The organism is Trebonia kvetii, assembly GCF_007827045.1.
Taxonomy (GTDB): domain Bacteria; phylum Actinomycetota; class Actinomycetes; order Streptosporangiales; family Streptosporangiaceae; genus Trebonia; species Trebonia kvetii.
The window spans coordinates 39734-64310 of record NZ_RPFW01000002.1; the positions used below are offsets into that span (position 1 = coordinate 39734).

A 24577-nucleotide genomic window follows, 5' to 3' on the forward strand; every position below is an offset into this window, starting at 1 on the left:
GGTCATTAGCGCTGCGGAGTGGTAGCGTCGTTAGTAACCGCTTGGTTATTAGTGACCTGGCAATGCGCGTCACCAGGAAGGACTGCCCTGATGCCCGACACGTCCCGGGTGCGGCGCCAGCCGTCGCCCGTCCGCCTGTTCGCGATCGCCGTCGCGGCTGCCGTGGTCAGTTTGATCCTCACGCTCTCGTTCGACTTCGCCGACCACGCCCCCGCGCCGCACGGCGTCCGGCTAGCGGTGGCAGCCCCGGCCGGGTTTACCCGGGAGCTGTCCGCCGGGCTCGCGCACGCGGCACCGGGCGGCTTCACCGTCGTGGCCGAGCCGACGGCCCAGGCCGTGGCAGGCAGCGTCCGCTCGCAGTCAGCGGCGGGCGGGCTAGTGGCCGGCGCGGCCGGCCCTGTGACGATCGTGACGGCGGGCGCGGCGGGACCGGCCCAGCAGCAGGCGATCACCGCGGCCCTCACAGCTGCGGCGACCGCGTTCCACCGGCAGGCGCGGCCCCTTGACGTCGCGCCGCTGCCGGCCAACGACCGGGCGGGCCTGTCGGTCTTCGTCTTCGAACTCGGCCTGCTGGTCCCGAGCGTGATCGGGGGCGTCGGCCTGTTCCTGGCCGGGAGGCGGTTCCGGATCTGGTGGCGGATCGCCGCCGCCGCCCTGTTCGCCCTGCTGGCCGCCCTCGCCAGCGCGCTCGTGCTCAACGTGGTCTTCGGTGCCCTGACCGGCGCGACCCTCGCGCTGATCGGCGTAGGGTTCCTGGGCGCGCTCGCGTTCGTGGCATTCATCGCCGCTTGCCAGGCGGTCGTCGGGCTGCCTGGAACCGGCCTCGCCGCGCTCGCCTTCGTCTTCGTCGGTAACGCCGTGTCCGGCGGGACGCTCGCGTTCGCGTTCCTGCCTGACGGATTCCGCCAGGTGGCGCCGTGGCTGCCGAACGGCGCCGTCGTGTCCGCCGCCCGCGACGTGGCGTACCTCCCGGACGCCAGCCTGCAGCACCCGCTGCTCGTCCTCGGGATCTGGCTGGCCGGGTCCCTGGCCGTGCTGGTCAGAATGGATCTGCTCCACGTGGCCGAACGCCGCCACACCCCGGAACGCGAAGCCGAAATCTACGCGACGCCGGGGACCAGCCACATCCGGCAGCGCCGCGCTCGCCGCCGCGCTCGCCGCCGTGCAGCGGCCGCCGGGCCGCCGCCTGCCAGTGCCTCGCCTGCAGGAGCACGCTAGGCCGGATGAGGCGGCGCGGTTCAGGTCCGCGGGGCGTACTCGATGGAGTCGAACGGCCAGTCGCGTTCCAGCCAGGCGAGGACCGCGTCATGGAGGACCGGGTCGAGCGCGGCTCGGTCGGCACGCACCCAGGAGCTGACGGTTGCGTGCCATCTCCCGGTGCCGCCCGGCTCCTGGCCGCGAGGCGGGTATATGTACACGCAGCCGAGGACCTCGCCGGCGCTAGCGCTGAGCACGGTGTAGGTGAACCCGCGACGTCCGGCGAAGTCCCGTGCGTGCTTTTCCAGGTCGCGGAGGTTGTCATCCAGGGACATCTCGTGCGGCCAGCTGCCTCCGCTGAATCCCGGTGTCGCCCGGATGTGATCGATACTCGACGTCCAGGCGGCGTAGTCGGACTCGTTGTGCTGCGGGCCGAGCGGGGCCAGCCGCAGCTCCCCGGCTGTCAGCCCGTCAGGGACGGTGAAGCCTTCCGGGACGAACTGCTCATCGCTCACCCGGCGATGGTAACTCCTGCGGGTGGCAGGTGCCGTCCGGCAGACCTGGCCTGGTGTGGTGTGCGGTCTCCTCAGTGCTAGCGCAGAGGGACGAGGGTTTCCTTGGTGGCGTAGTTGGATCGCCCGCTGTGGTCGATGAACTCGGTCCATGTCTGCACGGTGAGCTTGGTGCCGGCCGTATTGATCGTGCCGTAGAGCAGTCTCTTGGAGGAACTGAACTTGTAGGGGGCCAGGAAGGCCGTCCCGGCCGTCAGCGACCTGAGGTTGGCGGTGAACGTGGTGCCGGCGACGGTGCCCCAGCTGCACGGAACCGGCGCGCAGTAACCGTACGCGTGCACCTTGCGCGCCCCGCCTGGACCGGCGGACACGACCACGGCGCGGATGTTCCCCGTGACGGCGGTGTTGATCCGCGAAGGCCGGGACGGACATCCTGCCCCGTTCGCATGCCCCGCACTGAGCGCTGAACGGGTCGACCGTGACGCCCTTGGCCGTCGCGGCGACCACGATGTGCGCGATGTTGATGGTCTTCGGGTTCGTATTCACCCACGTCCCGGTGAGGACACTGCCCGGCGCTGGCGGTACCAGGGTGGCCGGCCGCGCCGTCGCGGCCAGCGACCGCGCTTTCCGGACCGACGGTGCCCGCGCGAGCGGGTACTACGTTGAATATGACGCGCCAGGGTGGGAGCCCGGTTACGGCGGGAACAGGAAATCATCGCGTCCATGGCGGCGGCCCGGCTTAGCCGCTCGGCTTTTGACGTGAGTCATGGAACCGCGAGAGGCGTTACGTCCGTCACAGGGACATGATTCGACGGCGTAGCCGCGCGGGAGCGGCGGTCCTAGCGTGTTTGACGATCGCAGTAGCCGGCTGCACGGCCGGAAATTCGCTGCACCCAGCCCCCAAGGGTTCCTCGCACGGGAAGGCTGTCATTAAGGCGTCGCTGGCCGCCTTCCACAGTTGTTCCGACGCGCTCGCAGGGCTGCGCGGTGCGGCGGAGGCGAGCGTCACTGCCTACGGCATGCCGCAAGTGGCGGGCGCTTCGTCCCGCGCGGGAGTCGCCTACGCGGCGTCAGGCGTCGCGACGGCACCAGAAGCCGCGGCGGCCGGCGCCGCCGGCCCTGTCGGCGGAGCCGCCAGCAGTTCGGCGGCAGCCCCCGCCTACTCCGGCACGAACGACTACACCGCCGGCGTCGACGAGCCCGACCTGGTGAAGTCCGACGGCCGGCGGATCGTTACGGTCAGCGGAAGCACCCTTGAGGTCATCGACGCGGCGACGCGACAGGTCACAGGCAGCCTGGACCTCTCCTCCTCGGGCGTCCAGTACGGCCAGCCGAACCTGCTGCTCAGCGGTGACCACGTGCTGGTCATCTCCACGTCCGCCAGCGAGGCCGGGCCGGCGGGCCCCGCGGTGTCCCAGTACGGCCCGAAGTTCGTCCTCGTCGACTTGGCAGGCCAGCCGCGGGTCCTGGCGTCGTACACAATCAGCGGCAACCTCGTCGGCGCCCGCCTGACCGGATCGATCGTGCGCGTCGTCACTGACTCCGCGCCGAACATCGTCTTCCCCGACGTGCCCAGCGGCACCAGCGACGCCGAGCGCGTGGCAACGTACCGGGTCGCCGCCGGCCAGGCCGGCCTTGACGCATGGCTGCCGCGGTACCAGTCGACCAGTGCGAGCGGCTCGACCTCGGGAAGTGTCCCGTGCACGTCGGTCAGCCGGCCCGCGAAGTTCTCGGGGGCGAACCTGCTCACGGTGCTGACGTTCGACATGTCCGGCGACGCGTTCGGGACCGGTGACCCTGTTACCGTCGCCGCGGACGGCGACACCGTCTACGGCACTACCACCAGCCTGTACGTGGCGAGCGGCGCGATGGTGACGCCCTGGGGAGCTGGGGGCACGTACGTGCGCGGGTCCGGGTCGACCGCGGGCACGCAGATCTACCGGTTCGACGTCAGCCAGCCGGGACCGCCCAGGTACGTCGCCAGCGGCTCGGTGCCTGGCTACCTGCTGAACCAGTACGCGATGTCCGAATGGAACGGCTACCTGCGCGTCGCCACCACAACCGGCACCTCGTGGGCGATCGCGGACGGAGCACCGTCAGGGGCGTCAGGGACGTCAGGGACGTCAGGGACGTCAGGCATGCCGCCCAGTTCGTCGGCGGTGTACGAGCTGACAACCTCAGCGCCCGTGATGCGGATCGTCGGCACCGTCGCCGGGCTCGGCTCCATGGAGCGGATCTACGCCGTCAGGTTCATGGGCCCGGTGGGGTACGTGGTCACCTTCCGGCAGACCGACCCGCTCTACACCCTGGACCTGAGCGACCCGGCGCGCCCGCGGGTCGTCGGGGCACTCGCGCTCACTGGGTACTCGGCTTACCTGCACCCCGTGTCGGCCACCCGCCTCCTCGGTGTCGGCCAGAACGCCGACTCGGTGGGGCATGTACTGGGAGCCCAGGTCTCGCTGTTCGATGTCTCCGACCTGGCGAAGCCGTCCCGGCTGGCCACCTACGCGCTCGCCTCGTCGGTGTCGGCGGCGGGGATGGACCCGCACGCGTTCCTGTACTGGCCGGCCGACCGGCTCGTCGTGGTCCCGATCCAGGAATACGGCGGGTTCGCCGCGCCCGCCGGAGCCACGCAGCAGCCCACGCACGTGCCGCAGTCGGGCGCGCTCGTTCTGCGTGTCAGCGGCGCGAGCCTGACCAGGGCCGGGTTTATCAGCCCACCGCAGTCGAGCGGCTATGACGGATCGCCGATCGAGCGCTCACTGGTCATCGGGCAGACGCTCTGGACCATCTCTCCAGGCGGAGTGCTAGCCAGCGACCTGACGAGTCTGCGGCAGCAAGCGTGGCTGCCCTTCTCCCAGACGGTAAATTCCTATCCCTCTCCTTCAGGGAGTGCCATCGCTCCGTAGCGCCCACCCGCTCCACTGCCGAAGTGCTCGCGGACGATCGGCTTCCCGGTACGCGCTCTATTTGGCTGGGGTCACCTGGAATATCGTTACGCCGCCGGTATCGGTGCTCTTGAAGCCGAGGGTGGCGAAGATGTACATCCATTTCTCAGCCCAGGCATTCTCGACGATCAGGGCACCCACTCCAGCCCTGCGGGCGTAGTTCTCGAAGTCTTGTATCCGTTGTCTGGTCGGCTGCCTGAGTGCGCCGACGTCCTGCGGCAGGGCGTCGGCGCGGGAGAGCGCGTCATTGATGAAGCCGCCGCCGATCCGGAAGTAGAAGTCGGTGTAGGCCTGGAACAGCATCCCGGCGTTCCCCCGGTGCGACAGGATCACGACGTTCTCGCCCGGTTTCACGTACTTCTTGTATGTGCCGGCGGTGAAAAAGACCGGTATGTCGTTCGAGATTTTAAGCTGCGGGTTCGCCTTCTCCCAGTACTGCGGCGGGTCCGGCGGGACGACCACGGACGCGAGCGAGGGCACGTCGGCGAAGACCGCGGCAAGTGCCGCCACGGCCAGCGCCCAGCGGGCCCAAAGCACCGTCCTGCGCACCGTCACCGTCGAGAGCCAGATGGCCATGCCGAGCGCGAGTATCAGGTACCCGAGGTCGATGAACCTGACAGGTTCGGCGCTGCGCAGGAGGGGGAGGCGCCAGATCCCGCTCCAGGGCAGCGTGAACTCCCGCCGGCTGTCGATGATGAGGTGGGGGCCGAGCGTGAGCAGGATGATGACCGCGAACAGTGCGGTTAGCATCCGCACGAGCCGGCTGGACCACGTGAAGACGGCAAGCAGGACAAACAGCACCAGCATCGGAATGGCGATGTAGCTGGCGGTTTCCCTCAGGTGGCCCGAGGCGGCCGCCAGCCAGTTCATCCCGAACAGCCGGTGCTTGCCGGGGATCACCAGGCTCGCCAGGTCGAGCGAGAACTGCGGCTTCTGCCGGACGAATACCTTGGGAAAGTTCCTCAGCGCGTAGAACAGGTACGGTGACGCGATGACGATGGCGCCGGCATAGGCGGCGGCGGTGTACACGGCCAGCCGGGCGATCTTGGGACGCACGGCAGCCCCGGCGACCGCGAGCCCGACGACCAGCGCCGCCGTCCCGACGATCGTGATCTCGGCGAAGGCTTCGACGAACGTATAGAACTCCAGGGCAACGGCGACGGTCATCCAGATGACGTAGCCGGTGCGTTTCAGTGTCCCGTCCCACCACAGCAGGACCAGGTACACCATGAGCGCGGGCAGCAGGGTGACGGTGAGGTTCGGCTGGCCTGATGCGTCGTGGCTCAGCTCGTAGGAGGAGAAGCCGTATACGGGGCCGGCGAGCAGCGCCGGCCAGAACTTACCGGTCAGCTTGCGCGCTGCGACGAAGGCCGCCCAGGCGGATGCCGGCGGAGCGAGCAGCAGCGTCACGTTGAAAGCGGCGATAGGGCCGGCCGCCGCCGTGATGGGCCACACCAGGACGGCCACCGCGGGCGAGGTGGTCGCCCATGCGAGGTTGTAGCCCCCCGGCGCCCCGATCAGGTGCGAGTGCAGCGGGTTGAGCCCGTGAGTGAGCGCGTAGGGCCACCAGCTCCAGGCCCAGACGTAGAAGTTCGGGTCCACCTTGTCCTGCCCGACCTTGGGCACGTTCAGGTGCGGGAAAAGCGCGTGCCCGGACAGGGCGACGAAGGCCGCCAGGTAGATGATGAACGCGATCAGCCCCTGGAGCGCCGGGCCGATGGCCTTGCGCCGGGGCTCCGGCACCTCGGGATCAGCGATGCCCGCGCCGGTGCTCTGCCCGGCGCGATTCGCGAACGTAGTCCACCGCAAGACCTGAGTCCTTATTCTTCCAAAGCCCCGACGATCATGTGCGCCAGGTGCGCGGGACCGGGAAACGACTCGGACGCGGCTGCACAACTAACATTCGCTGTAACGGGTAGTTCGCTGGCTCTTGCCGAGTCGACGGGTCCACTGCCCGACATCTGACTACCCTCCGCAACTCGTCCTCACACAGGCCACCGCCCGGGACGAAGCGGGCTTAGTCGTTCACCCGCGTTGATTGGCACGTCGATGGTGTTCTCGGCAGGCGCGAGCGGGCACACCCAGCGCGGGTCGTACCGGCACGATGGGTGGTACGTGAAGTTGAAATCAATGACGATGTGCCGGCCGTCGGATCCGAGATCGGCGCCCTTCGCCGTGTCGAGCAGGTAGCGGCCCCCGCCGTAGCTGGCGCCGCCTGCTGTCGCGTCGCGGACCGGCAAGAAGAGACCGCCACCGTACTGGTCCAGCCACCACAGCGCGAGTCGCCGGCCAACGGGGGCGGGAATCGTGACCCAGCCGACCTGCTCAAGGCGGGTAACGCCGTCCGCCCCGGTGTCGATCTCGAGCCGCTTGTGCTCTGCTGCCGGCTCCACGGGCACCGCGAAACGCAGTGCCGGGTCGTAGGGCCAGTAAGGCACGCCAGTAACCCGCAGCGGGTCGTCTTCGGGCAGCGCGCTCTGCGGGTGCGAGCTCATCAGCCCATCGCGCCCTGCTCGCCACAGCGCGTGCGCCGCAGCGGGATCCGCCTGCTCCCGGACGCGTGCGTACAAGGCGGCGGTCGCGCGGCGCCAGTCCGCGAGCTGCAAGGCCGTTACCGGGTCCATGGCCATGACCGTACAGGGCGGCCAACGACGGGCTCGCCAACGCGGTGATCACCGACCTAAAGTCGGCGGGGGTCAAGGACGGCAAGGTGCCGACCGTCGGTCAGGACGCCACCGCGACTCAAGCATCACCGAGCCGGCCTCTCTGCTGACCCCGGTGTGGGTGACCAAGGCCAACATGGAGTCGACAGTCGTCAAGGACGGCTTCGACACCGCCAAGGACATCTGCGCGATCGCCGGCCAGAGCACCTGCTCCGCGGCCGGGATCAAGTAATCCCGATTCTCACGTACTGCTTGCCGCCGCGGGTTTCCCGCGGCGGCAAGCGCCGTTATATGGGCAGGCGCGCCGGGACGGGATAACGGCTTTGATCATTCCGAACGGGTTGTGGTTTCACGCCTCAGCGCCGGTGCCCGTGCTGGCGGACGATGGCGTCAAGCGCCGCGGCGGCCTTGGTCTGGTCGCCGCGGATGGCGTCCAGCTCGGCTGCCGGCAGCCGGGTCACCGGGGTCCACGCATTCCGTTCCCGCCGGCCGTCGACCTTAGCGAGGCGGTAGCACACCTGGCCGTCGGCACGCAGGATCCACTCCCAGGACATCACACCGACCTCGCCAGTTGAACGGGCGTTGACTTGGGCGATCACCTTCGGTGAAAGCAACGCCATGGATAAGCTCCCTCGCCGGATGACCCTGGGCGGAAGTCCCGGTTACCCGGGGCCCGGCCACTTTGCCTGACCCGACTGAGGCTACTGCGAAACGCTGCAAAGGATTGCATCGCGCGGCCGATGCGTGACGAACATCACATTCGGCGCCATAAATAACGAGATTCTAATGGGGCCCCTAGGGGCCCTGACCGCTCTCTGGGGCCGAAATCAGGGCATCGGCCCGCCCGCGGACCCGCTTCTGGGCACTGCCGGGGCCGTGGAGGCCGCCGGACGAGCCAAAAGACCAGGTCGCTGCAAACGTTTGTTGCTGCCTCGGTCTGACCCTGGCGCCGATTCTGGTATGTAGTCGGCCCGGCCCAGCCCCGAGGCGGCTCGCTCAGTAGGTCACGCGCACTTCCGGGGTCAGCGGCACGGCCTGGCAGGCGAGGATGTAGCCGTCAGCCAGGTCCGCCGCTTCGAGTACCTCGTTGTGTGCCATCTCCACCTCGCCGGCCACCAGCTGGCAGGCGCACGCGCCGCAGATTCCCTGGCGGCACGAGTAGGGTGCGTCAAGCCCGGCGGCGATGAGCACGTCGAGCATCCGGGTGCCAGGCGGCCAGGGCAACGCCGTGGCGGTGCCGTCGAGCTCGACCGACAGCGTCGCCGCCTGCCCGCCGTTGGCGGTGCTGGTGGTCGGCGTCTCGTCGAACGGGTTCTCCGCGAGCGACAGGAACCGCTCCGCCCGCACTCGCTTGGCGGGCACGCCGAGCCGCCCGAGCGCCGCCCTGACCACCGCGAGGTACGGGTCGGGCCCGCAGACGTACGGTTCCCACCCGGCATACGGCCGGGCCAGGTCCGCGATCCCGGCGGCCGCCGGGATGCCCTGCACCGAGTCGAGCCAGTGCAGCACGACAAGCCGCCCGGCGGCCGAGGTCACCAGCCTGCGCAGGCCGGCGGCGAAGATCACCGAGCGCTCGTCCCGGTTGGCGTACACCAGGGCGACCCGGCCGCGCCCGGCGGCAAGCACGGACTTGAGTATGGAGATGACCGGCGTGATCCCGCTGCCCGCCGCGAACAGCAGGAAGTCGCCGTCAAGCGACCCCGGGCAGAACGTCCCGGCCGGCGGCAGCAGGTCAAGTACGGTGCCCGCGGTGACGGTGTCCAGGAACCAGTTGGAGGCGTACCCGCCGGCCGTTCGCTTGACGGTGATCGCGGGCCTCTCCTCGGCATGCGGTGAGGAGCACAAGGAGTAACAGCGGGCCACCGACCCGGTCTGCTCGGAGGGAACCCGGACGGTGACGAACTGGCCGGGGCGGTAGGCGAAGGCGACGGCAAGTGACGGCGGCACGTCAAGCACGAACGAGGACGCGTCGCCAGTCTCGCGGATCACCTCCGCCACGGTGACCTGGTAAAAGTCGCGCACTGCGGTCGGCTTGCTCGTACGAGGGCGGCGAGACCGCCAGCCGCCCGGACGCGACCGCGGCGTCGATGCTGTCCCGCAGGGCGGCGCACCCCTCGACCAGCGCGCTGCGGGTGCCCGCGGCGGTCCGGGCGCGGAACTCCGCGCAGCAGGCCGCCGCCGCCGCGGTCCACTGCACCGACGTGTGCTGCGGGCTGAACTTCACCACCTCGGCAATCGCACCGCAGCGGCCGCATTCGACCGGCTGCGGGTCGGCGTGGCGGTCGTCGACCCGCGCTGCCATCTCAGTCCGCCGCCGGCGCGGACGGGACCTCGGCTGGGACCTCCTCAGCCGGCGGCCGCCTGGCGGCCAGGTTCTGCGCGACCTCCGCCTCCCAGCCCGCCACCGCCCGGGTGGTGTCCACCTCGAACTCGTACCGCGCGACCATGTCCGGCTCCACCTCGGCCGCGTCCCGGTAGAACTGGTCGTACCAGCGCCGCAGCTGGTACACCGGCCCGTCCTCCGCGCACAGCAGCGGGTTGTCCACCCGGCTCTTGTGCAGCCAGATCTCCACGTCCTGCTCGAAGCCGAGGCCGACGAACTTCGCGAACCGTGCGCCGAACTTGGCGGCCGCCTCATCGGACATCCCCGGCGGCCGCTTGACGATCACGCCCCACTGCAGCATGAACGACGTCGGGCTCACCGGGTAATGGCAGTTGATCAGCACGCTCTCCACGGCCATGCCGTGGTAGTCCTGCCACAGGTAGTCGATCATGTAGGAGGGGCCGTAGTAGGAAGCCTCCGAACGGAGGGTGACTTGGCCTCCTCCGGCCCGGCTGGGCACCGGCCCCACGTCCGGCCGCGCCCTGGTCCGCAGGTACTGCGTCGCGATGTGCCCCTCGAAGACGTTCTTGAAGTACGTCGGGAACGCGAAGTGGATGTAGAAGAAGTGCGGCATGTCCACGACGTTGTCGATCACCTCGCGGCAGTTCGCGTTATCGACCAGGATCGAGTCCCAGGTCCAGCCGGTCCACTCCGCTGAGCCTGCCCCCTCGATCAGCGGAATGGTCACGTCGTCGGCCGGCGGGTTCCCCTCGGGGTCATGCCAGACGAACAACTGCCCGTTCCGTTCCATCGTGAGCCAGGAGCGGGTCCTGGCGGCGGGCGGCACCCGCCGCGCGTAGGGAATCTGCGCGCACCGGCCGTCGCCGCCCCAGCGCCAGTCGTGGAACGGGCACGCGACCTCGTCGCCCTTGATCGTGCCCATGGTCAGGTCGCCGCCCATGTGCCGGCAGTACGCGTCGAGCACGTGCAGTTCGCCGGCGGCGTCGGCGAACACGACCAGCTTGGTGCCGAACGCCTGCACGGCGTGCGGCCCCCTGCTCGCCGAGCCGGGGTCGCCGTCGCGGAACGCCGCCGCCAGCCCGAGGCAATGCCAGCCGCGCGCGAACCGGTCCGGCGGCCTCCCTGCGTCGATGATCCGCGGACGATCCATCCCCATCGCTCTTGCCATACCCATAGACTAGAACATGTTCTATTCTTGTGGCGATGGGTGGGGCGGGGCGGGTTCGGGCGGAGTTGGGGCGGGTTCGGGCGGGAGAAAGAAAGGAGCCTGCACGTGGCCGAAATCGGCGCATACGCAGGGCCGGAGCCGACCGTCGTCGCGGCGGTGTCCGACCTGCTCCCCGTGCTCCGGCAGCGGGCCCAGGAGACCGAGGACAACAGGGACGTGCCGGCCGACTCGGTCAAGGCGCTCACCGAGACCGGGTTCTTCCGGCTGCTGCAGCCGGCCAGCTACGGCGGGCTTGAGGCGGACCCGATGGCGTTCTTCACCGCGGTGCGGATGATCGCGAGCGCCTGCGGGTCGACCGGCTGGGTGGCGTCCGTGCTCGGCGTGCACCCGTGGCAGCTCGCTCTTTTCCCGGTCCGGGCGCAAGAGGAGGTCTGGGGCGCCGACCCGGGCACCCGGATGTCTTCGTCCTACGCACCGACCGGGCGGGCGCGCGCCGTCGCCGGCGGGTACCAGCTGGCGGGCCGGTGGAGCTTCTCCTCCGGCGCGGCGCACGCGACCTGGGTGCTGCTCGGCGGGATCGTGCTCGGCGACGACAATAAGCCCGTCGACTTCTGCACGTTCCTGCTGCCGGCCAGCGACTACACCGTCGACGACGTGTGGGACACGGTCGGGCTGCGCGGCACCGGCAGCAACGACATCGTGGTCGAGGACGCCTTCGTCCCGGCCCACCGGGCGCTCAGCTTCAACGACGTCACCCGGCTGGCCTGTCCCGGCCAGGAGCGCAACCCCGGGCCGCTGTACCGGATCCCGTACGGATCGGTGTTCACGTACGCCATCACGACGCCGGTCATCGGCATGGCGACCGGGGCCTACGAGGCGCACGTGGCCTACCAGCGGGACCGGGTCCGCGCCGCGTACGCGGGGGAGAAGGCCGGTGACGACCCGTTCGGCCAGGTGCACGTGGCCGAGGCGGCGAGCCTGCTCGACGGCGCCTGGCTGGCGCTCGAGCGGAACATGGCCGAGCTGATGGCCCACGCCTGCGCGGGGCAGAAGCTGCCGATCCCGCTGCGGCTGCGGGTGCGGCGCGACCAGGTGACCGGCACCGCGCAGGCCGTCCGGGTGGTCGACCTGCTCTTCGAGAACTCCGGCGGGCGGGCGCTGAAGGCCGGGACCCCGCTACAGCGGTTCTGGCGGGACGCGCACGCCGGCCGGCTGCACGCGATCAACGACCCGGAGCGCGCGCTGTCGATGTTCGGCCGCGGCGAGTTCGGGCGCGACGTTCCGCCCGGCGCGATGTTGTAAAGGCGCGGTTCCACTAGTTCGACCGGCTGGCGATCAGCTTGATGGAAGGAGGGAACCGGTGATCGGGTCCCTTGGCTACCTGCGGATCGAGTCGACCGACGTCGCCGCGTGGCGGGAGTTCGGCGTCCGGATTCTCGGCATGACGGAGGGACGGGGGCCGGCCGGCCCGGGCGACGGTGCCCTGTACCTGCGGATGGACGACTTCCCCGCCCGGCTGGTGATCCTGCCCGGATCGCGGGACCGCCTTCTCGCGACCGGCTGGGAGGTGACCGACGCGGCGGCGCTTGCCACCCTGCGCCGGGCCCTCACGGACGCCGGCGTCGCGGTCAAGGCGGGGGACCCCGACGAGCTCGCCGCGCGGCGGGTGGGGGAGATGCTGCGCTTCGACGACCCGGCGGGCAACGCCGTGGAGGTGTTCTGCGGCGCAGCGCTCGAGCACCGGCCGGCCGTCAGCCCGTACGACAACCAGTTCGTGACCGGAGACATGGGCCTGGGGCACGTCGTGCTGCCGGTGCCCGGCGCCGCCGACGCCGCGCTGGCCTTCTACACCGACGTGCTCGGCTTCCGGCTGCGGGACTCGATGCGGATGCCGGCCGAGTTCCTTGGCGGGCAGCCGGGGGACCCGCCCGTCTGGTTCCGGTTCCTCGGCTGCTGCCCGCGGCATCACTCGCTGGCGCTGGCGCCGATGCCGGCCGGGGCCGGCATCGTGCACCTCATGATCGAGGTAGCCGCGCTTGACGACGTCGGCCGGGCCATGGACCGCTGCGCGCGGCGCGGCGCGCAGGTGTCGGCCTCACTCGGGCGGCACGCCAACGACCTCATGGTGTCGTTCTACGCGCGCACCCCGGGCGGATTCGACATCGAGTACGGCACCGACGGACGAACCGTGGACGACGCGACCTGGGTCAGCAGGGAGACGACCGCGGTCAGCCTGTGGGGGCACAGCTTCGCCGGGCCCGCCGCGCCCTGAGCGTGAGGGGCCGGCCTCCGGCCCCTCACGGCAGGTCAGTACTCGGTGTCGATGGTGTCAAGCACCTTCTGCACCTCAGCCAGCGGCCCGCGCAGCTGCATCATCTTCATCATCTTGCCGGTGATCTTGACCTTGCCCTGCGTGAACGCCTTCGCGCCGTCCAGTTCGCCCCTGTTGACCTGCGCCGACGTCTCATAGGACTGACGGATGGTGACCTCGGCGTCCCCGGCGTCGCCGAGGCTGACCGCGGCGGTGCCGTCGGCGATGCGGAGCGAGTAATGGACCTCGCCGGCGGGCGCGTCGGCGACCACCATCTGGATGACCGCGCTCTTGCCCTTCAGTGCCTTGCGCACCGCGTCGTCGGCGGCCACGGCCGCGTTGTAGGCGTCGATCCATTCCGGTGACAGGTACTTGACCGGCATCCTTGCTCATCTCCCTTGTCGCCAGGCATCGGAGCAAAGTTATAACAAGTTCTATTCTTCTGGAAGAACCCGGGCGCACCTCATGAGCGGCTCATCGGGACGCGGACTCCGCCGTCCGGGTGCGCCCGCAGCGGAGCGTCGTCGGATGCGTCGCCGGAGTCGATGTGCCGGATGACGCCCATGCCCGGGTCGTTGGTGAGCACCCGCTCGATCTTGGCCGCTGCGAGCGGCGTGCCGTCGGCGACGGTCACCTGGCCGGCGTGGATCGACCGGCCGATGCCCACGCCCCCGCCGTGGTGCAGCGACACCCAGGAGGCGCCGGACGCGGTGTTGACAAGCGCGTTGAGCAGCGGCCAGTCGGCGATCGCGTCGGAACCGTCGGCCATGCCCTCGGACTCACGGTACGGTGACGCGACCGAGCCGCAGTCGAGGTGGTCACGGCCGATGACGACCGGAGCGCTGAGCTCGCCGGATGCCACCATCTCGTTGAACCGCGCGCCCGCCTTGTCGCGCTCGCCGTACCCGAGCCAGCAGATCCGCGCGGGCAGCCCCTGGAACGCGACGCGCTGCTGCGCGGCGCCGATCCACTTGTGCAGCCTTGTGTTGTCGGGGAACAGCTCAAGCACCGCCCGGTCGGTGGCGTAGATGTCATTCGGGTCGCCGGACAGCGCGGCCCACCGGAACGGCCCCTTGCCCTGCGTGAACAGCGGCCGGATGTACGCGGGCACGAAGCCGGGGAACGCGAATGCCCGCGCGAAACCGCCGCGGCGCGCCTCGTCGCGGATGGAGTTGCCGTAGTCGAAGACCTCGGCGCCGGCGTCCTGGAAGCCGACCATCGCCTCGACGTGCCTGGCCATCGAAGCACGAGCCCGTTCGGTGAATTCCTCGGGCTTCTTGCTCGCGTAATCGTCCCAGTCGCCGAGGTCCACGCCCTCGGGCAGATAGGACAGCGGGTCGTGCGCCGACGTCTGGTCGGTGACGATGTCCACCGCCACCCCGCGGCGCAGCAGTTCGGGCAGCACAACGGCGCTGTTGCCGACAAGGCCAACGGACAGTGCGCGCCGCTCGGCCCTGGCGCGCTCGCACCGCGCGATCGCGTCATCGAGCCCGTCGGCGACTTCGTCGAGATACCGATGCTCCACGCGGCGCCGCAGCCGCGCGGGGTCGACGTCGACGACCAGGCACACGCCGTCGTTCAGCGTGACCGCGAGCGGCTGCGCGCCGCCCATGCCGCCGCAGCCGCCGGTGACGGTGAGCGTGCCGGCCAGGGAGCCATTGAAGCGCTTTTCCGCGACGGCGGCGAACGTCTCGTAGGTGCCCTGCAGGATGCCCTGGGTGCCGATGTAGATCCACGACCCGGCGGTCATCTGGCCGTACATCATCAGGCCGAGCTGTTCCAAGCGGCGGAACTCCGGCCAGGTGGCCCAGTCGCCGACGAGGTTGGAGTTGGCGATCAGCACCCGCGGCGCCCACTCATGGGTCCGCATGACGCCGACCGGCTTGCCTGACTGCACGAGCATCGTCTCGTCCTCGCGCAGCTCGGTGAGGGTGCGGACGATCGCGTCGTAGCTGGCCCAGTTGCGGGCCGCGCGGCCGGTGCCACCGTAGACGACGAGGTCGTCGGGGCGCTCGGCGACCTCGGGGTCGAGGTTGTTCATCAGCATTCGCAACGGTGCCTCGGTCTGCCAGGACCGGGCGGTGAGCGTGGTGCCGCGCGGAGCGCGGACGGGGCGGGCGCCTTCCATGTCGGTTCTCCTCGGTGCTGTAACAGGCTCGGTGTCGGGACGGATCAGAGCAGCGGGCCGCAGACGGCCTCGGCGGCCGCGACGAGTCGCCCGGACCTGACGAGTTCCACGGCGGCCGCGATGTCGGGGGCGAGGTAGCGGTCCGGGCCAGGGCCGGCGACCCGCTGGCGCAGGGCGTCGCGGGCCGCGGCCGTCGCCGGAGCGGGGGTGAGCGGCAGGCGCAGGTCGAGCGCCCGGGCGGCGGTGAGGATCTCGATCGCCAGCACCTGCGTCAGGGCGTCGACGGCACGGCGCAGCTTGCGGGCGGCCGACCAGCCCATCGAGACATGGTCTTCCTGCATCGCGCTTGACGGGATCGAGTCGACGGAGGCAGGAACGGCCAGCCGCTTCAGTTCCGAGACGAGCGCGGCCTGGGTGTACTGGGCGATCATGTAGCCGGAGTCCACCCCGGGGTCGTCGGCGAGGAACGCGGGCAGCCCGTGGTTGCGGGCGCGGTCAAGGAACCGGTCGGTGCGCCGTTCGGCGACCGACGCGAGGTCGGCCGCGGCGATGGCCAGGAAGTCCAGCACGTAGCCGACCGGCGCGCCGTGGAAATTGCCGTTGCTCTCCACCCGGCCGTCGAGCGTGACGACGGGGTTGTCAACCGCGCTCGCGAGCTCCCGGTCGCGGACCAGGCACGCGTGTGCGAGCGTGTCGCGCCCCGCCCCGTGCACCTGCGGCGAGCAGCGCAGCGAATAGGCGTCCTGCACGCGGGTGCACTGCGGACCGCGGTGGCTGGCCATAATGGCGGAGCCGGCGAGCAGCGCCCGCAGGTTGGCGGCGCTGTCGGCCTGACCGGGATGCGGGCGCAGCGCCTGCAGGTCCGCGGCGAACACCGCGTCCGTCCCGAGCTGGGCCTCGACGCTCATCGCGGCGGCGAGGTCGGCCGTGCGGAATAGCAGCGCGAGGTCGTGGGTGGCCAGCGTCAGCATGCCGAGCATGCCGTCGACGCCGTTGGTCAGCGCCAGACCCTCCTTCTCGCGCAGCACGACAGGCGTGATGCCGGCCGCGGCGAGCGCGTCGGCCGCGGGCCGCGCCTCGCCGCCGACGCGTACCGTGCCCTCGCCCATCGCGGCGAGCGCGCAGTGCGCGAGCGGAGCGAGGTCGCCCGAGCAGCCCAGCGAACCGAACTCGTGCACAACGGGCGTGATGCCCGCGTTCAGCATCGCCGCGTAGGTCTCCGCGGTCTCCAGGCGCACGCCCGTGCGGCCCGTGGCCAGCGTCGACAGGCGCAGCAGCATCAGCGCGCGGATCACCTCGCGCTCGACCTCCGGCCCGGAGCCGGCCGCGTGCGAGCGGATGAGGCTGCGCTGCAGGGCCGCGCGGTCCGCGGCGGCGATGTGCTTGGTCGCCAGCGCGCCGAACCCCGTGGAGATCCCGTAGTGCGGCTCGGGATCGTCAGCAAGCGCCTCGATGACATCCCGGCTCGCGACGATGGCCTTGCGTGCCTCGTCGCTCAGCCGCACCCGCGCGTCATGACGGGCGACGGCGAGTACCTGGTGCTGCGTCAGCGCCTCGACGCCCACTGCGATCTCGTTCATAACCCCATGGTGCGGCGCGGACCGCGGCTTGTGACCTCTCGCGCAGCGGACATTGTCTGGGATTACAGATTCAGCCGGACGCCGCCGCGTGATGGTCTTCCGCCGCGGCGGCGCCCAGTCGCCGGCTGACTTCGGCGGCGGTCCTTGCTGCCCGTGCGGCGAGTTGCTCTTGCTCGCGCGCGCCGACCTCCGCGCTCGGGAATGTCACCGCCACGGCCGCGGCCGGGTAGCCGGCGCGATCGGTGGCGGCGACCGCGACCGAGGCGAACTCGGGTGTCACCTCGCCGTCCTCCGATGCGAATCCCCGGTGGCGAGCGTCGGCCAGCAGGTGCCTGAGCGCGGAGAGCGATCTCGGGCCCCGGTCATTGCGCAGCACGAAGCTGCCCGGGTCTGCGTAGAGCGCTCGCACCTGCGCCTTGGGCATCAGCGCCAGCATCGCCCGGCCGCTCGCGGTCAGGTGCGCGGGCAATCGCACGCCGACGTCCGTGATGAGCGGAGGCCGGCCGGTCGCGCGCTCCTCGATGACGTAGATGACGTCACGCCCGTGCATGATCGCCAGGTGCGCATTCTGGCCGGTGTTGTCCACCAGGGCGGCCAGCGGCGCTCGCGCCAGCCGCTGCAGCGACGTCTGCCGTGCGTAGCCCGAGGCCAGTTCGTACACGGCGACGCCGAGCGCGTACCGCCGCTCCTCGGCGAGGTGGACCACGAATCCGGCCCGGATCAGCGTGTCGAGCAGGTGGTAGGTCGTGGACCTCGGCAGGTCAAGCTCACGGCTGATGGCCGCCGCGGCCGCCGGCTGCGCCTGCGTGCCAAGGTACTGAAGCACCGCCAATGCCTGCGCGGCGGCCGGGACTACTGCCACAGCCGCATCCTACGGCTGAGAACCCCGACCAGACGCTCACGTAAAGGCGCCGTGGCCCCGGACGGGACCCTCACGTAGCGTGAGTTCATGGCAACAGCGACGCAGCATACCGAGACGGCGGGCGATCCAGGTCCGACGGTCTTCGTTCTGTTCGGGGCGACAGGGGATCTGTCCAGGCGGCTGGTGCTCCCGGCGTTCTACCGGCTGGCACGCGAACGGCTGCTGCCCGCGCAGTGGGTGCTGGTGGGGAACGGCCGCGGTGACCTGGCGCACGAGGACTTCCGTACCAGTTTTCGTGACGCGCTGACCGAGTTCGGTCCGGAACCGGAACCGGGGGAGTGGGACGCCTTCGCGGAGCGGGTGTTCTTCGCCGGCGGCGGGTTCAGCTCAGAAAGCCCAGGCAGCCTTCTTGACGTGATCAGCACAGCCCGGGGGTCGGTCGGCCCCGACCCGCTGCTTGTGCATTACCTGGCCGTTCCGCCCGTCGCCTTTGCCGGGCTGACGAAGGCCCTTGGCCAGCACGGGCTCTCATCGGGTGCCCGCGTTGTCTATGAAAAGCCGTTCGGCACGTCTGGCGATGCCTTCCGTGAACTCGACCGGGTCGTTCATTCGGTCCTCGACGAGCAGCAGGTGTACCGGATCGACCATTTCCTGGGGAAGGAAGCCACCCAGGACCTGCACGTGCTGCGGTTCGCCAACGAGTCGTCGGCCGCGTTCTGGAACCGCAGGCATGTCGAGTCGGTGCAGATCGACGTGCCGGAGACGCTCGACGTCAGCGACCGGGCTCAGTTCTACGACGCCACCGGCGCGGTGCTCGACATGCTCGTCACCCACCTGTTCCAGGTGGCCGCCGAGATCGCCATGGAGCCGCCGGCCACCCTCGGCTCGCTGGATTTGCAGGCCGCCAGGGAAACGGTCATCAACTGCTTCCGGCCCCTCGACCCCGCCGAGGTGGTGCTCGGCCAGTTCGCCGGATACCGCGACATTCCCGGTGTCGATCCGCGTTCCACCCGGGACACCTTCGTCGCCGCCCGGCTCTGGATCGACACCGACCGCTGGCGTGGTGTGCCGTTCTACCTGCGCACCGGCAAGCGGATGGCCGCGACGGCGCAGCGGGTCAGCCTGATCCTGCGCGAACCGGCGGGACCGCTGGCCGGCAGGCTGCCGCGCAGCGGAAACATACTTTCCTTCTCACTCGCCGGAGACGGCGAGATCGATCTCTCCCTGGTGGCCAAGAAGCCCGGTCCAGCGCTCGATCTCGATGTGGCGCACGCGTCCATCCCGCTGTCCGGCCTCTCCGGCGCGCAACCGCTGCCGGCGTACGTCCGGTTGATCCATGACGTGCTCCTCGGCGACCGCTCGCTGTTCACCAGACCGGATGGGCTCGCCGCGGTGTGGCGGGTCGCCGAACCCCTGCTGTCGCGGCCGCCGCAGGTCAGCTCCTACCCGCCCGGATCGTGGGGACCGGCCGAGGCGCGGGATCTCGTCGCGCCCATGACCTGGCTTCTCGGCCAGTAGCACGCCCGCTGATCAGCCGCGCTGCCGCGGCGCGGCCAGCGGGGCGGCGAGCGTGATTCCCGCCGCGCCCGCGGCGATCATCCGGTCGTCCCAGGCGCGTACGTCGATGGTGGTGTTCACGGTGGGCGGCTTGCCCCTCCGCGGCTGGCGGGTGCTGCCGCTGCCGCTCGACGACGTGACGTCGGCCGCCGAGGCGCTGCGGGCGCAGCCCGCCGGGCCGGCCCGTGCGGTGGCCGGGCCCGCCTTCGCCCGCGCGGTCTTCGACCTGTCAGGCGCGGGCGACCTCTTCCTCAGCACCGACGGGCTGGGCAAGGGCGTCGCCTGGCTCAACGGGTTCTGCCTTGGCCGGTACTGGTCGCGCGGCCCCCAGCGGACGCTGTACGTGCCGGGGCCGGTCACCAGGAAGGAGGGGAACGAGCTGATCATCCTGGAACTGGGCGCGACGACCAGCGGCACGCTGCGCTTCGTCCCCGGGCCTGACCTGGGGCACACGGAGACCTGAGCGGCCGCGCTACAGGCCCTCGTTGATCAGCCGGCCCACCTTCTCGAAGGTCTGCGGCTTGAACTTTTTGTAGTAGAAGGCGAGGCCGACGCCGATCAGCACCACCGCGAGGTCGACCGGGCCGAACAGCTTTGCGTACCCGTAGGACCCGGCCCCGAGGAAGTTGAGGTTCTCGAACAGCAGGTACACGACGTAGCCCTGGCTGATGAAGGCGAGCACCGGGGCGAGGAGCGTCCGCCACCAGTGGACCTCATCCCCGTGATGGCGCAGGAAGTAGACGACGATCGCCAGGGACACCAGCGCCTGGACCGACAAGATGATGATGACGCCCATGACCGCCATCAGCCCGTACAGCTGCCCGTAGGCCTGGGAGCTCGGGTCGCCGGTGCCGACGAATATCGCGAACAGGCCGATGATGAGCAAAGAGAGTAGCGAGGTCGCGATCGAGGCGATGTGCGGTGACTGCCACCGGGGGTGCGTCTTGCCGAGAACGGGCGGCAGCATCCCCTCGCGGCCCAGCGAGTAGGCATACCTGGCGGTGGTGTTGTGGAAGGCCATGCCGCACGCGAACGAGCCGGTGATGATCAGGTAGCTCATCACCGACGTGACCCAGTGGCCGGCGTACTGGGTGGACGGTGCGAAGAAGAAGTTGGCCGGGTCGCTCTGCGCCGACGCGATGGCCGACTTGACCGACGGATAGCCGGCCAGCGACGCCCAGGAGGTCAGGGTGTAGAAGGCGCCGAGGCCAAGGACGGAGATATACATCGCCCGCCCGATGTTCTTCTTCGGGTCGCGGGATTCCTCGCCGTAGTTCGGCGCCATCTCGAAGCCGACCCAGGACCAGAATGCGAAGAACAGGCCGACGCCGACCGCGCCGGCGGCGAGCTTGCCTGAGGCGGGAAAGGACTGGAACGCATTGACGGGATTCAGGGCCGACCAGTACAAGTGCCCCTTGGCGAGCAGCATCGCGTCGAAGAGCAGCAGGATCAGCACCTCGGTGATGAGGCCGACCGCGAGGATCTTGGCGGAGAAGCTCACATCGAAATAGGTCAGCACGCCGATGACGACAACCATGCCGAGCGCGAGCGGCGCCCAGCCGACGTTCAGGCCGAGCGATGCCAGCTTGAGGTTGGCGAAGTAGGCGAACCCGCCGGCGAGCGACGCCTCGAAGACGCCATAGGCGACCAGCGAGCCGAATCCCGCGCCGAAGCCGATCTCCCGGCCAAGTCCGTGGCTGATGTAGGCGTAGAAGCCGCCGGCGGTTGTCTTCTTGCGGGACATGGCGACATAGCCGACGGAGAACACGGCCAACACGATGGTCGCGACGATAAAGGCGGCCGGCGTGCCGATGCCCTCGCCCGAGCCGACCACGATCGGCGTGTTGAGCAGCATCGCGGTGATGGGCGCGGAGCCAGTCAGGGTCAGGAACAGCACCCCGCCGAGCCCGACCGCGCCCCTGCGGAGCTTGGCGACGTCTTCCCGCGCGGAGATGTCGAAATCCTCGGAAACCGCGGGCGCGGTCACCGGCTCTGTCTGTGCCACAGGCCATTCCCTTCCAGACACGATGCTTGCGCGGGGAACGTAACAGCGAATGAAAGGGTGAATCAATAGCGGTAAATCGAATTAACATCCAGGAAACGGGAAGGACGATACCGTAACTTGCCGGGTCCATTACAGTTTCGACGTCCGTAACCCGCGCCGGGAAAAGGCGCGGGATTATCCTCCTGGTGCCATCGCCGGGCACCCTTACGAAAGGGGAGCGCGGGTCATGTTCACCTCCATCGCGGGGCGCGCGGTCGTGGTCACCGGGGGGACCCGCGGCATCGGCAAGGGCATCGCGGCGGTGTTCGCACGAGCGGGCGCGCGCGTGCTGATCACCGGTCGCGACGAGTCGTCCGCTCGGGTCGCCGCCGCCGAGACCGGCGCAGCGGGTTACGTGATCGCGGACGTCGCGCGCAAGGCGGACTGCGCGCGGGTCGCGGCCGAGGCGGACGAGAAGCTGGGCGGCGTCGACGTGCTGTGCGCCAACGCCGGCATCTTCCCCTCCGCGCCGCTTGCCGAAGTGACCGAGGACGAGATCGACCAGGTCCTCGGCGTTAATCTGAAGGGCACGATCCTGTCCGTCCAGGCCTGCCTGCCGCTGCTGCGCCGGTCCGGCCGCGGCAGGGTCATCCTCACCAGCTCCATCACCGGGCCGGTCACCGGCTATCCGGGGTGGACGCACTACGGAGCCTCCAAGGCCGGCCAGCTCGGGTTCCTGCGCACGGCGGCGATCGAACTCGCCCGCGACGGCATCACGGTGAACGCGGTGCTTCCCGGCAACATCATGACCGAAGGCCTCGCCGGGCTGGGGGAGGACTACATCGCCGGCATGACCGCGGCGATCCCTTTGCGCCGCCTCGGCACCGTCGAAGAGATCGGTCACGCGGCGCTGTTCTTCGCGACCGATGAGGCCGGCTACATCACCGGGCAGACGATCGTGGTGGACGGCGGCCAAGTGCTGCCCGAGTCACCAGACGCCGTCGCTAGTTGAGCCGGCGCCGCGGATCTCGGCAGCAGAACGTCCGGGATCCGGTCTAGCGTCTCGTCCATGACACACGCACCGTGGGAACCGCCAATGGCGGGCACTGAGGAGCAGCAGCTGATCGGCGCGCTCGAGCGCATGCGGACCACCTTCCGGTTCAAGGCGGACGGGCTTGACTCCGCGGGCCTGGGCCAGCGGATCGGCGCGTCGTCGCTGACCCTGGGCGGGCTGCTCAAGCACCTCGCCATCAACGAGGACTACATGTTCAGCGTGAAGTACGCGGGGGAGACGCTCGGCGAGCCATGGCCGGAGGTCGACTGGGACGCCAACCCGGACTGGGAGTTCGCCACCGCGGCAGACGACAAGCCGGAGACGCTCTACCTGCTGTGGGACGGCGGGGTGGAGCGGTCGCGGCAGCGGCTGTCGGCGGCACTGGCCAAGGACGGGGGCCTTGACCAGAAGGTGGCGGCCAACGCGGACGGCGAGCACGCCAGCCTGCGGCGCCTGGTGACCGACCTGATCGAGGAGTACGGGCGGCACACCGGGCACGCGGACCTGCTCCGCGAGGCGGTGGACGGCGTGACCGGCGAGGATCCGCCGAGCGACTGGCGTCCGGTGTCCGGCGACTACCGGATGCCGGGCGGACGATAACTGCGGCGGGAGTAGCCTGGCCGCCCGTCGTCACGCCATCGTGGTGAACGGCCGCGCCAGCTCGGCGCGCGCCGAGTCGTCAAGGTGGAGGCTGGCGGCGGCGAGGTTTTCAGCGAGATGCGCGCGCGTCCGGGTTCCGGGGATGAGGAGAATGTTCGGCGCGAGGTCGAGCAGCCAGGCGAGGGCGACCTGGGCCGGGGACGCGTGCAGGCGGAGCGCCAGCGCGCCGAGTACGGGGTTCCCCAGCAACTGGTGGTGCGCTTCGCCGGGCAATCCCAGCGGGCAGAACGGGACGAAGGCGATGCCTCGCGCCGTGCACTCCGTCAGGACGTCCAGGGCCCGCTGGTCCGCCAGGTTGAAGAGGTTCTGCACGCAGGCGATCTCCGTCTGGGCGACTGCCCTCAGCAGGTGCTCCCGGGAGATGTTGCTGAGGCCGATGCCGTCAATCAGGCCTTCCTCTCTGGCCCGGACCGGCGGAGTTGATGCGGCTCATCGAACCGCGGCAGCGCGCCACCGGCGTCGCGGCGGGCGGCCACCTTGCTCACGATCGCCAGCCCGTTTGGGTAAGGGTGCAGCGCCTCGCGGATGAGCTCGTTCACCGTGCCTGCCCCGTAGTACTGCGCGGTGTCGATGTGGTCCACCCCGGCCTCGACCGCCGCCCGCAGGACCGCCAGCGCCTCGTCCCGGTCTCGCGGTGGCCCGAAGACCCCGTCACCGGCGAGTTGCATCGCCCCGTATCCGGCCCGGCGCACCCGCCGCGGGCCGAGCGCGAACGAACCACCCAGGTCGTATCCCTGCTCCATAAAACCGCCTCCCGTTGGCCTGGCCGAGGCACGTGTGCCGTGCGAAGTGCTCTCATCTTCGCGGCAGGCCAGGTGAGCGGTCCTCGCCGGATCCCAGTGATCGCCGTGAGTTCCGATGGTTCACGCCGCGCGGAGATGGGTGGCCGCCGCGGCGGTAAGCAGCAGGTCGCTGACCGGGTGCCGCGTCCGTGGTGCCGCTTCGCGTGCGGCGAGGTGGGTGGGGAGCTCGGCGTTCGGGTCGGCGCGCCCGACCGCGAGGACTACCACCGGAGTGAGCTCCCGGTCCAGGTTGAACTCGGCCCGGACGGCGTCGCTGTCGAAGCCGCCGATCTGGTGCACTGACAGTCCCTGAGCCTGGGCTTGGGTGACCAGTGAGGCGACGGCCTGTCCCGTGTCATAGAGCGCCCACGGCTGTGGTGCGCCATCGGCGGCGGTGCGGGCCGCGACGAGGATAAGGGTGCTGGCCGCGTCCGCCCAGTCCCGGTTGCCGGGGGCGAGCGCGGCGAAGAGCTGGCGGTGAGCAAGATCGCCGCGGCTTGTCACCAGGAACCGCCATGGCTGGCTGTTGCTCGCCGAGGGTGCCCACCGTGCCGCCTCCAGCAGCGCGGTGACCTGGTCGTCGCTGACCTGGTGCTGCCGGTCGAACCCACGCGGGCTCCAGCGCTCCGCCAGCAGCGGGTGAACGGGAACCGCGGTGGTCGCGGGCTTGCGCATGTCGGTCCTCCGATTCTCCGGTGCCGGCCGGCTCCGGAAGGTGGAATTCACGCGCGCTGTAACATGGTTGATGCTTCAACTATTCCGGACAGGAAGTCCCCGGCAAGGCCCGGCTCCCGCCGCTTCGGTCACAGTCAGTCGTTGCGGCGGAG

General features: G+C 70.1%; 24 protein-coding genes. 8 read left to right on the forward strand and 16 right to left on the reverse strand.

Features of this window, described 5'->3' with window-relative positions:
* Nucleotides 1-90 precede the first annotated feature (90 nt).
* Nucleotides 91-1218, forward strand: coding sequence for an ABC-2 transporter permease (locus EAS64_RS08875; RefSeq protein ID WP_145852471.1), 1128 nt, complete (start codon nt 91-93; stop codon nt 1216-1218).
* 20 nt (nt 1219-1238) lie between these two features.
* On the opposite strand, the gene EAS64_RS08880 is transcribed toward EAS64_RS08875, so the two are convergent.
* Both EAS64_RS08880 and EAS64_RS08885 read right to left on the reverse strand, forming a co-directional pair.
* The gene (locus EAS64_RS08880; RefSeq protein WP_145852472.1) at nt 1239-1712 is read right to left on the reverse strand and encodes an N-acetyltransferase; all 474 of its coding nucleotides are present in this window, start codon (nt 1710-1712) and stop codon (nt 1239-1241) included.
* 77 nt (nt 1713-1789) lie between these two features.
* Complete coding sequence (locus EAS64_RS08885) at nt 1790-2086, reverse strand: hypothetical protein (RefSeq protein WP_145852473.1); 297 nt, start codon at nt 2084-2086, stop codon at nt 1790-1792.
* A gap of 471 nt (nt 2087-2557) precedes the next feature.
* Between EAS64_RS08885 and EAS64_RS08890 the strand changes: the two genes are divergently transcribed.
* Entirely contained in the window at nt 2558-4618 is a 2061-nt protein-coding gene (locus EAS64_RS08890; RefSeq protein ID WP_187365801.1) for a beta-propeller domain-containing protein, read from the forward strand.
* Between the two features lie 57 nt (nt 4619-4675).
* Here the strand turns inward: EAS64_RS08890 and EAS64_RS08895 are convergent, their stop codons facing one another.
* From EAS64_RS08895 to EAS64_RS08920, 6 genes are all read right to left on the reverse strand, one after another.
* Nucleotides 4676-6466 (reverse strand): hypothetical protein, encoded by a 1791-nt coding sequence (locus EAS64_RS08895; RefSeq protein ID WP_145852475.1) that lies wholly within the window; start codon nt 6464-6466, stop codon nt 4676-4678.
* Nucleotides 6467-6642: 176 nt separating this feature from the next.
* The gene (locus EAS64_RS08900; protein WP_145852476.1) at nt 6643-7281 is read right to left on the reverse strand and encodes a DUF1684 domain-containing protein; all 639 of its coding nucleotides are present in this window, start codon (nt 7279-7281) and stop codon (nt 6643-6645) included.
* A 395-nt stretch (nt 7282-7676) separates the two neighbouring features.
* Nucleotides 7677-7940, reverse strand: coding sequence for a hypothetical protein (locus EAS64_RS08905; RefSeq protein WP_145852477.1), 264 nt, complete (start codon nt 7938-7940; stop codon nt 7677-7679).
* Nucleotides 7941-8316: 376 nt separating this feature from the next.
* On the reverse strand, nt 8317-9309 hold the full coding sequence (locus EAS64_RS08910; RefSeq protein WP_246115594.1) for a ferredoxin--NADP reductase: 993 nt from the start codon (nt 9307-9309) through the stop codon (nt 8317-8319).
* On the reverse strand, nt 9269-9622 hold the full coding sequence (locus tag EAS64_RS08915; RefSeq protein WP_222849153.1) for a hypothetical protein: 354 nt from the start codon (nt 9620-9622) through the stop codon (nt 9269-9271). Before EAS64_RS08915 ends, EAS64_RS08910 begins: the two co-directional genes overlap by 41 nt.
* Before the next feature lies 1 nt (nt 9623).
* Nucleotides 9624-10832: a 3-ketosteroid-9-alpha-monooxygenase, oxygenase component gene (locus EAS64_RS08920; RefSeq protein WP_222849154.1), complete on the reverse strand. Its 1209-nt coding sequence runs from the start codon at nt 10830-10832 to the stop codon at nt 9624-9626.
* Between the two features lie 105 nt (nt 10833-10937).
* On the opposite strand from EAS64_RS08920, the gene hsaA reads away from it, so the two are divergent.
* A complete protein-coding gene (gene hsaA, locus EAS64_RS08925; RefSeq protein WP_246115595.1) occupies nt 10938-12134 on the forward strand; it encodes a 3-hydroxy-9,10-secoandrosta-1,3,5(10)-triene-9,17-dione monooxygenase oxygenase subunit in 1197 nt (398 codons plus the stop codon).
* 58 nt (nt 12135-12192) lie between these two features.
* The gene (gene hsaC, locus EAS64_RS08930) at nt 12193-13104 is read left to right on the forward strand and encodes an iron-dependent extradiol dioxygenase HsaC (RefSeq protein WP_246115596.1); all 912 of its coding nucleotides are present in this window, start codon (nt 12193-12195) and stop codon (nt 13102-13104) included.
* 35 nt (nt 13105-13139) lie between these two features.
* On the opposite strand, the gene EAS64_RS08935 is transcribed toward hsaC, so the two are convergent.
* The 4 genes from EAS64_RS08935 to EAS64_RS08950 all read right to left on the reverse strand — a co-directional run bounded on the left by EAS64_RS08935 (nt 13140) and on the right by EAS64_RS08950 (nt 17713).
* Nucleotides 13140-13526, reverse strand: a complete 387-nt coding sequence (locus tag EAS64_RS08935; RefSeq protein WP_145852480.1) for an SCP2 sterol-binding domain-containing protein — start codon at nt 13524-13526, stop codon at nt 13140-13142.
* An 80-nt stretch (nt 13527-13606) separates the two neighbouring features.
* The gene (gene hutU / locus EAS64_RS08940) at nt 13607-15271 is read right to left on the reverse strand and encodes a urocanate hydratase (protein WP_145852481.1); all 1665 of its coding nucleotides are present in this window, start codon (nt 15269-15271) and stop codon (nt 13607-13609) included.
* Nucleotides 15272-15315: 44 nt separating this feature from the next.
* Nucleotides 15316-16851 (reverse strand): histidine ammonia-lyase, encoded by a 1536-nt coding sequence (gene hutH, locus EAS64_RS08945; protein ID WP_145852482.1) that lies wholly within the window; start codon nt 16849-16851, stop codon nt 15316-15318.
* Nucleotides 16852-16921: 70 nt separating this feature from the next.
* Nucleotides 16922-17713: an IclR family transcriptional regulator gene (locus tag EAS64_RS08950; RefSeq protein ID WP_145852483.1), complete on the reverse strand. Its 792-nt coding sequence runs from the start codon at nt 17711-17713 to the stop codon at nt 16922-16924.
* An 87-nt stretch (nt 17714-17800) separates the two neighbouring features.
* Between EAS64_RS08950 and EAS64_RS08955 the strand changes: the two genes are divergently transcribed.
* Both EAS64_RS08955 and EAS64_RS08960 read left to right on the forward strand, forming a co-directional pair.
* Complete coding sequence (locus EAS64_RS08955) at nt 17801-19231, forward strand: glucose-6-phosphate dehydrogenase (protein ID WP_145852484.1); 1431 nt, start codon at nt 17801-17803, stop codon at nt 19229-19231.
* A 121-nt stretch (nt 19232-19352) separates the two neighbouring features.
* Nucleotides 19353-19733, forward strand: a complete 381-nt coding sequence (locus EAS64_RS08960; protein WP_145852485.1) for a hypothetical protein — start codon at nt 19353-19355, stop codon at nt 19731-19733.
* Between the two features lie 9 nt (nt 19734-19742).
* On the opposite strand, the gene EAS64_RS08965 is transcribed toward EAS64_RS08960, so the two are convergent.
* Nucleotides 19743-21275: an APC family permease gene (locus tag EAS64_RS08965; RefSeq protein ID WP_145852486.1), complete on the reverse strand. Its 1533-nt coding sequence runs from the start codon at nt 21273-21275 to the stop codon at nt 19743-19745.
* 226 nt (nt 21276-21501) lie between these two features.
* On the opposite strand from EAS64_RS08965, the gene fabG reads away from it, so the two are divergent.
* Both fabG and EAS64_RS08975 read left to right on the forward strand, forming a co-directional pair.
* On the forward strand, nt 21502-22266 hold the full coding sequence (gene fabG, locus EAS64_RS08970) for a 3-oxoacyl-ACP reductase FabG (protein ID WP_145852487.1): 765 nt from the start codon (nt 21502-21504) through the stop codon (nt 22264-22266).
* 57 nt (nt 22267-22323) lie between these two features.
* The gene (locus tag EAS64_RS08975; RefSeq protein WP_145852488.1) at nt 22324-22908 is read left to right on the forward strand and encodes a mycothiol transferase; all 585 of its coding nucleotides are present in this window, start codon (nt 22324-22326) and stop codon (nt 22906-22908) included.
* 30 nt (nt 22909-22938) lie between these two features.
* Here EAS64_RS08975 and EAS64_RS45695 read toward each other — a convergent pair whose 3' ends face one another.
* From EAS64_RS45695 to EAS64_RS08985, 3 genes are all read right to left on the reverse strand, one after another.
* Nucleotides 22939-23358: an aldo/keto reductase gene (locus tag EAS64_RS45695; protein ID WP_342782043.1), complete on the reverse strand. Its 420-nt coding sequence runs from the start codon at nt 23356-23358 to the stop codon at nt 22939-22941.
* Complete coding sequence (locus EAS64_RS45700) at nt 23355-23711, reverse strand: aldo/keto reductase (RefSeq protein WP_246115597.1); 357 nt, start codon at nt 23709-23711, stop codon at nt 23355-23357. Before EAS64_RS45700 ends, EAS64_RS45695 begins: the two co-directional genes overlap by 4 nt.
* Nucleotides 23712-23831: 120 nt before the next feature.
* Nucleotides 23832-24425, reverse strand: a complete 594-nt coding sequence (locus tag EAS64_RS08985) for a nitroreductase family protein (RefSeq protein ID WP_145852489.1) — start codon at nt 24423-24425, stop codon at nt 23832-23834.
* Between the last annotated feature and the right edge of the window lie 152 nt (nt 24426-24577).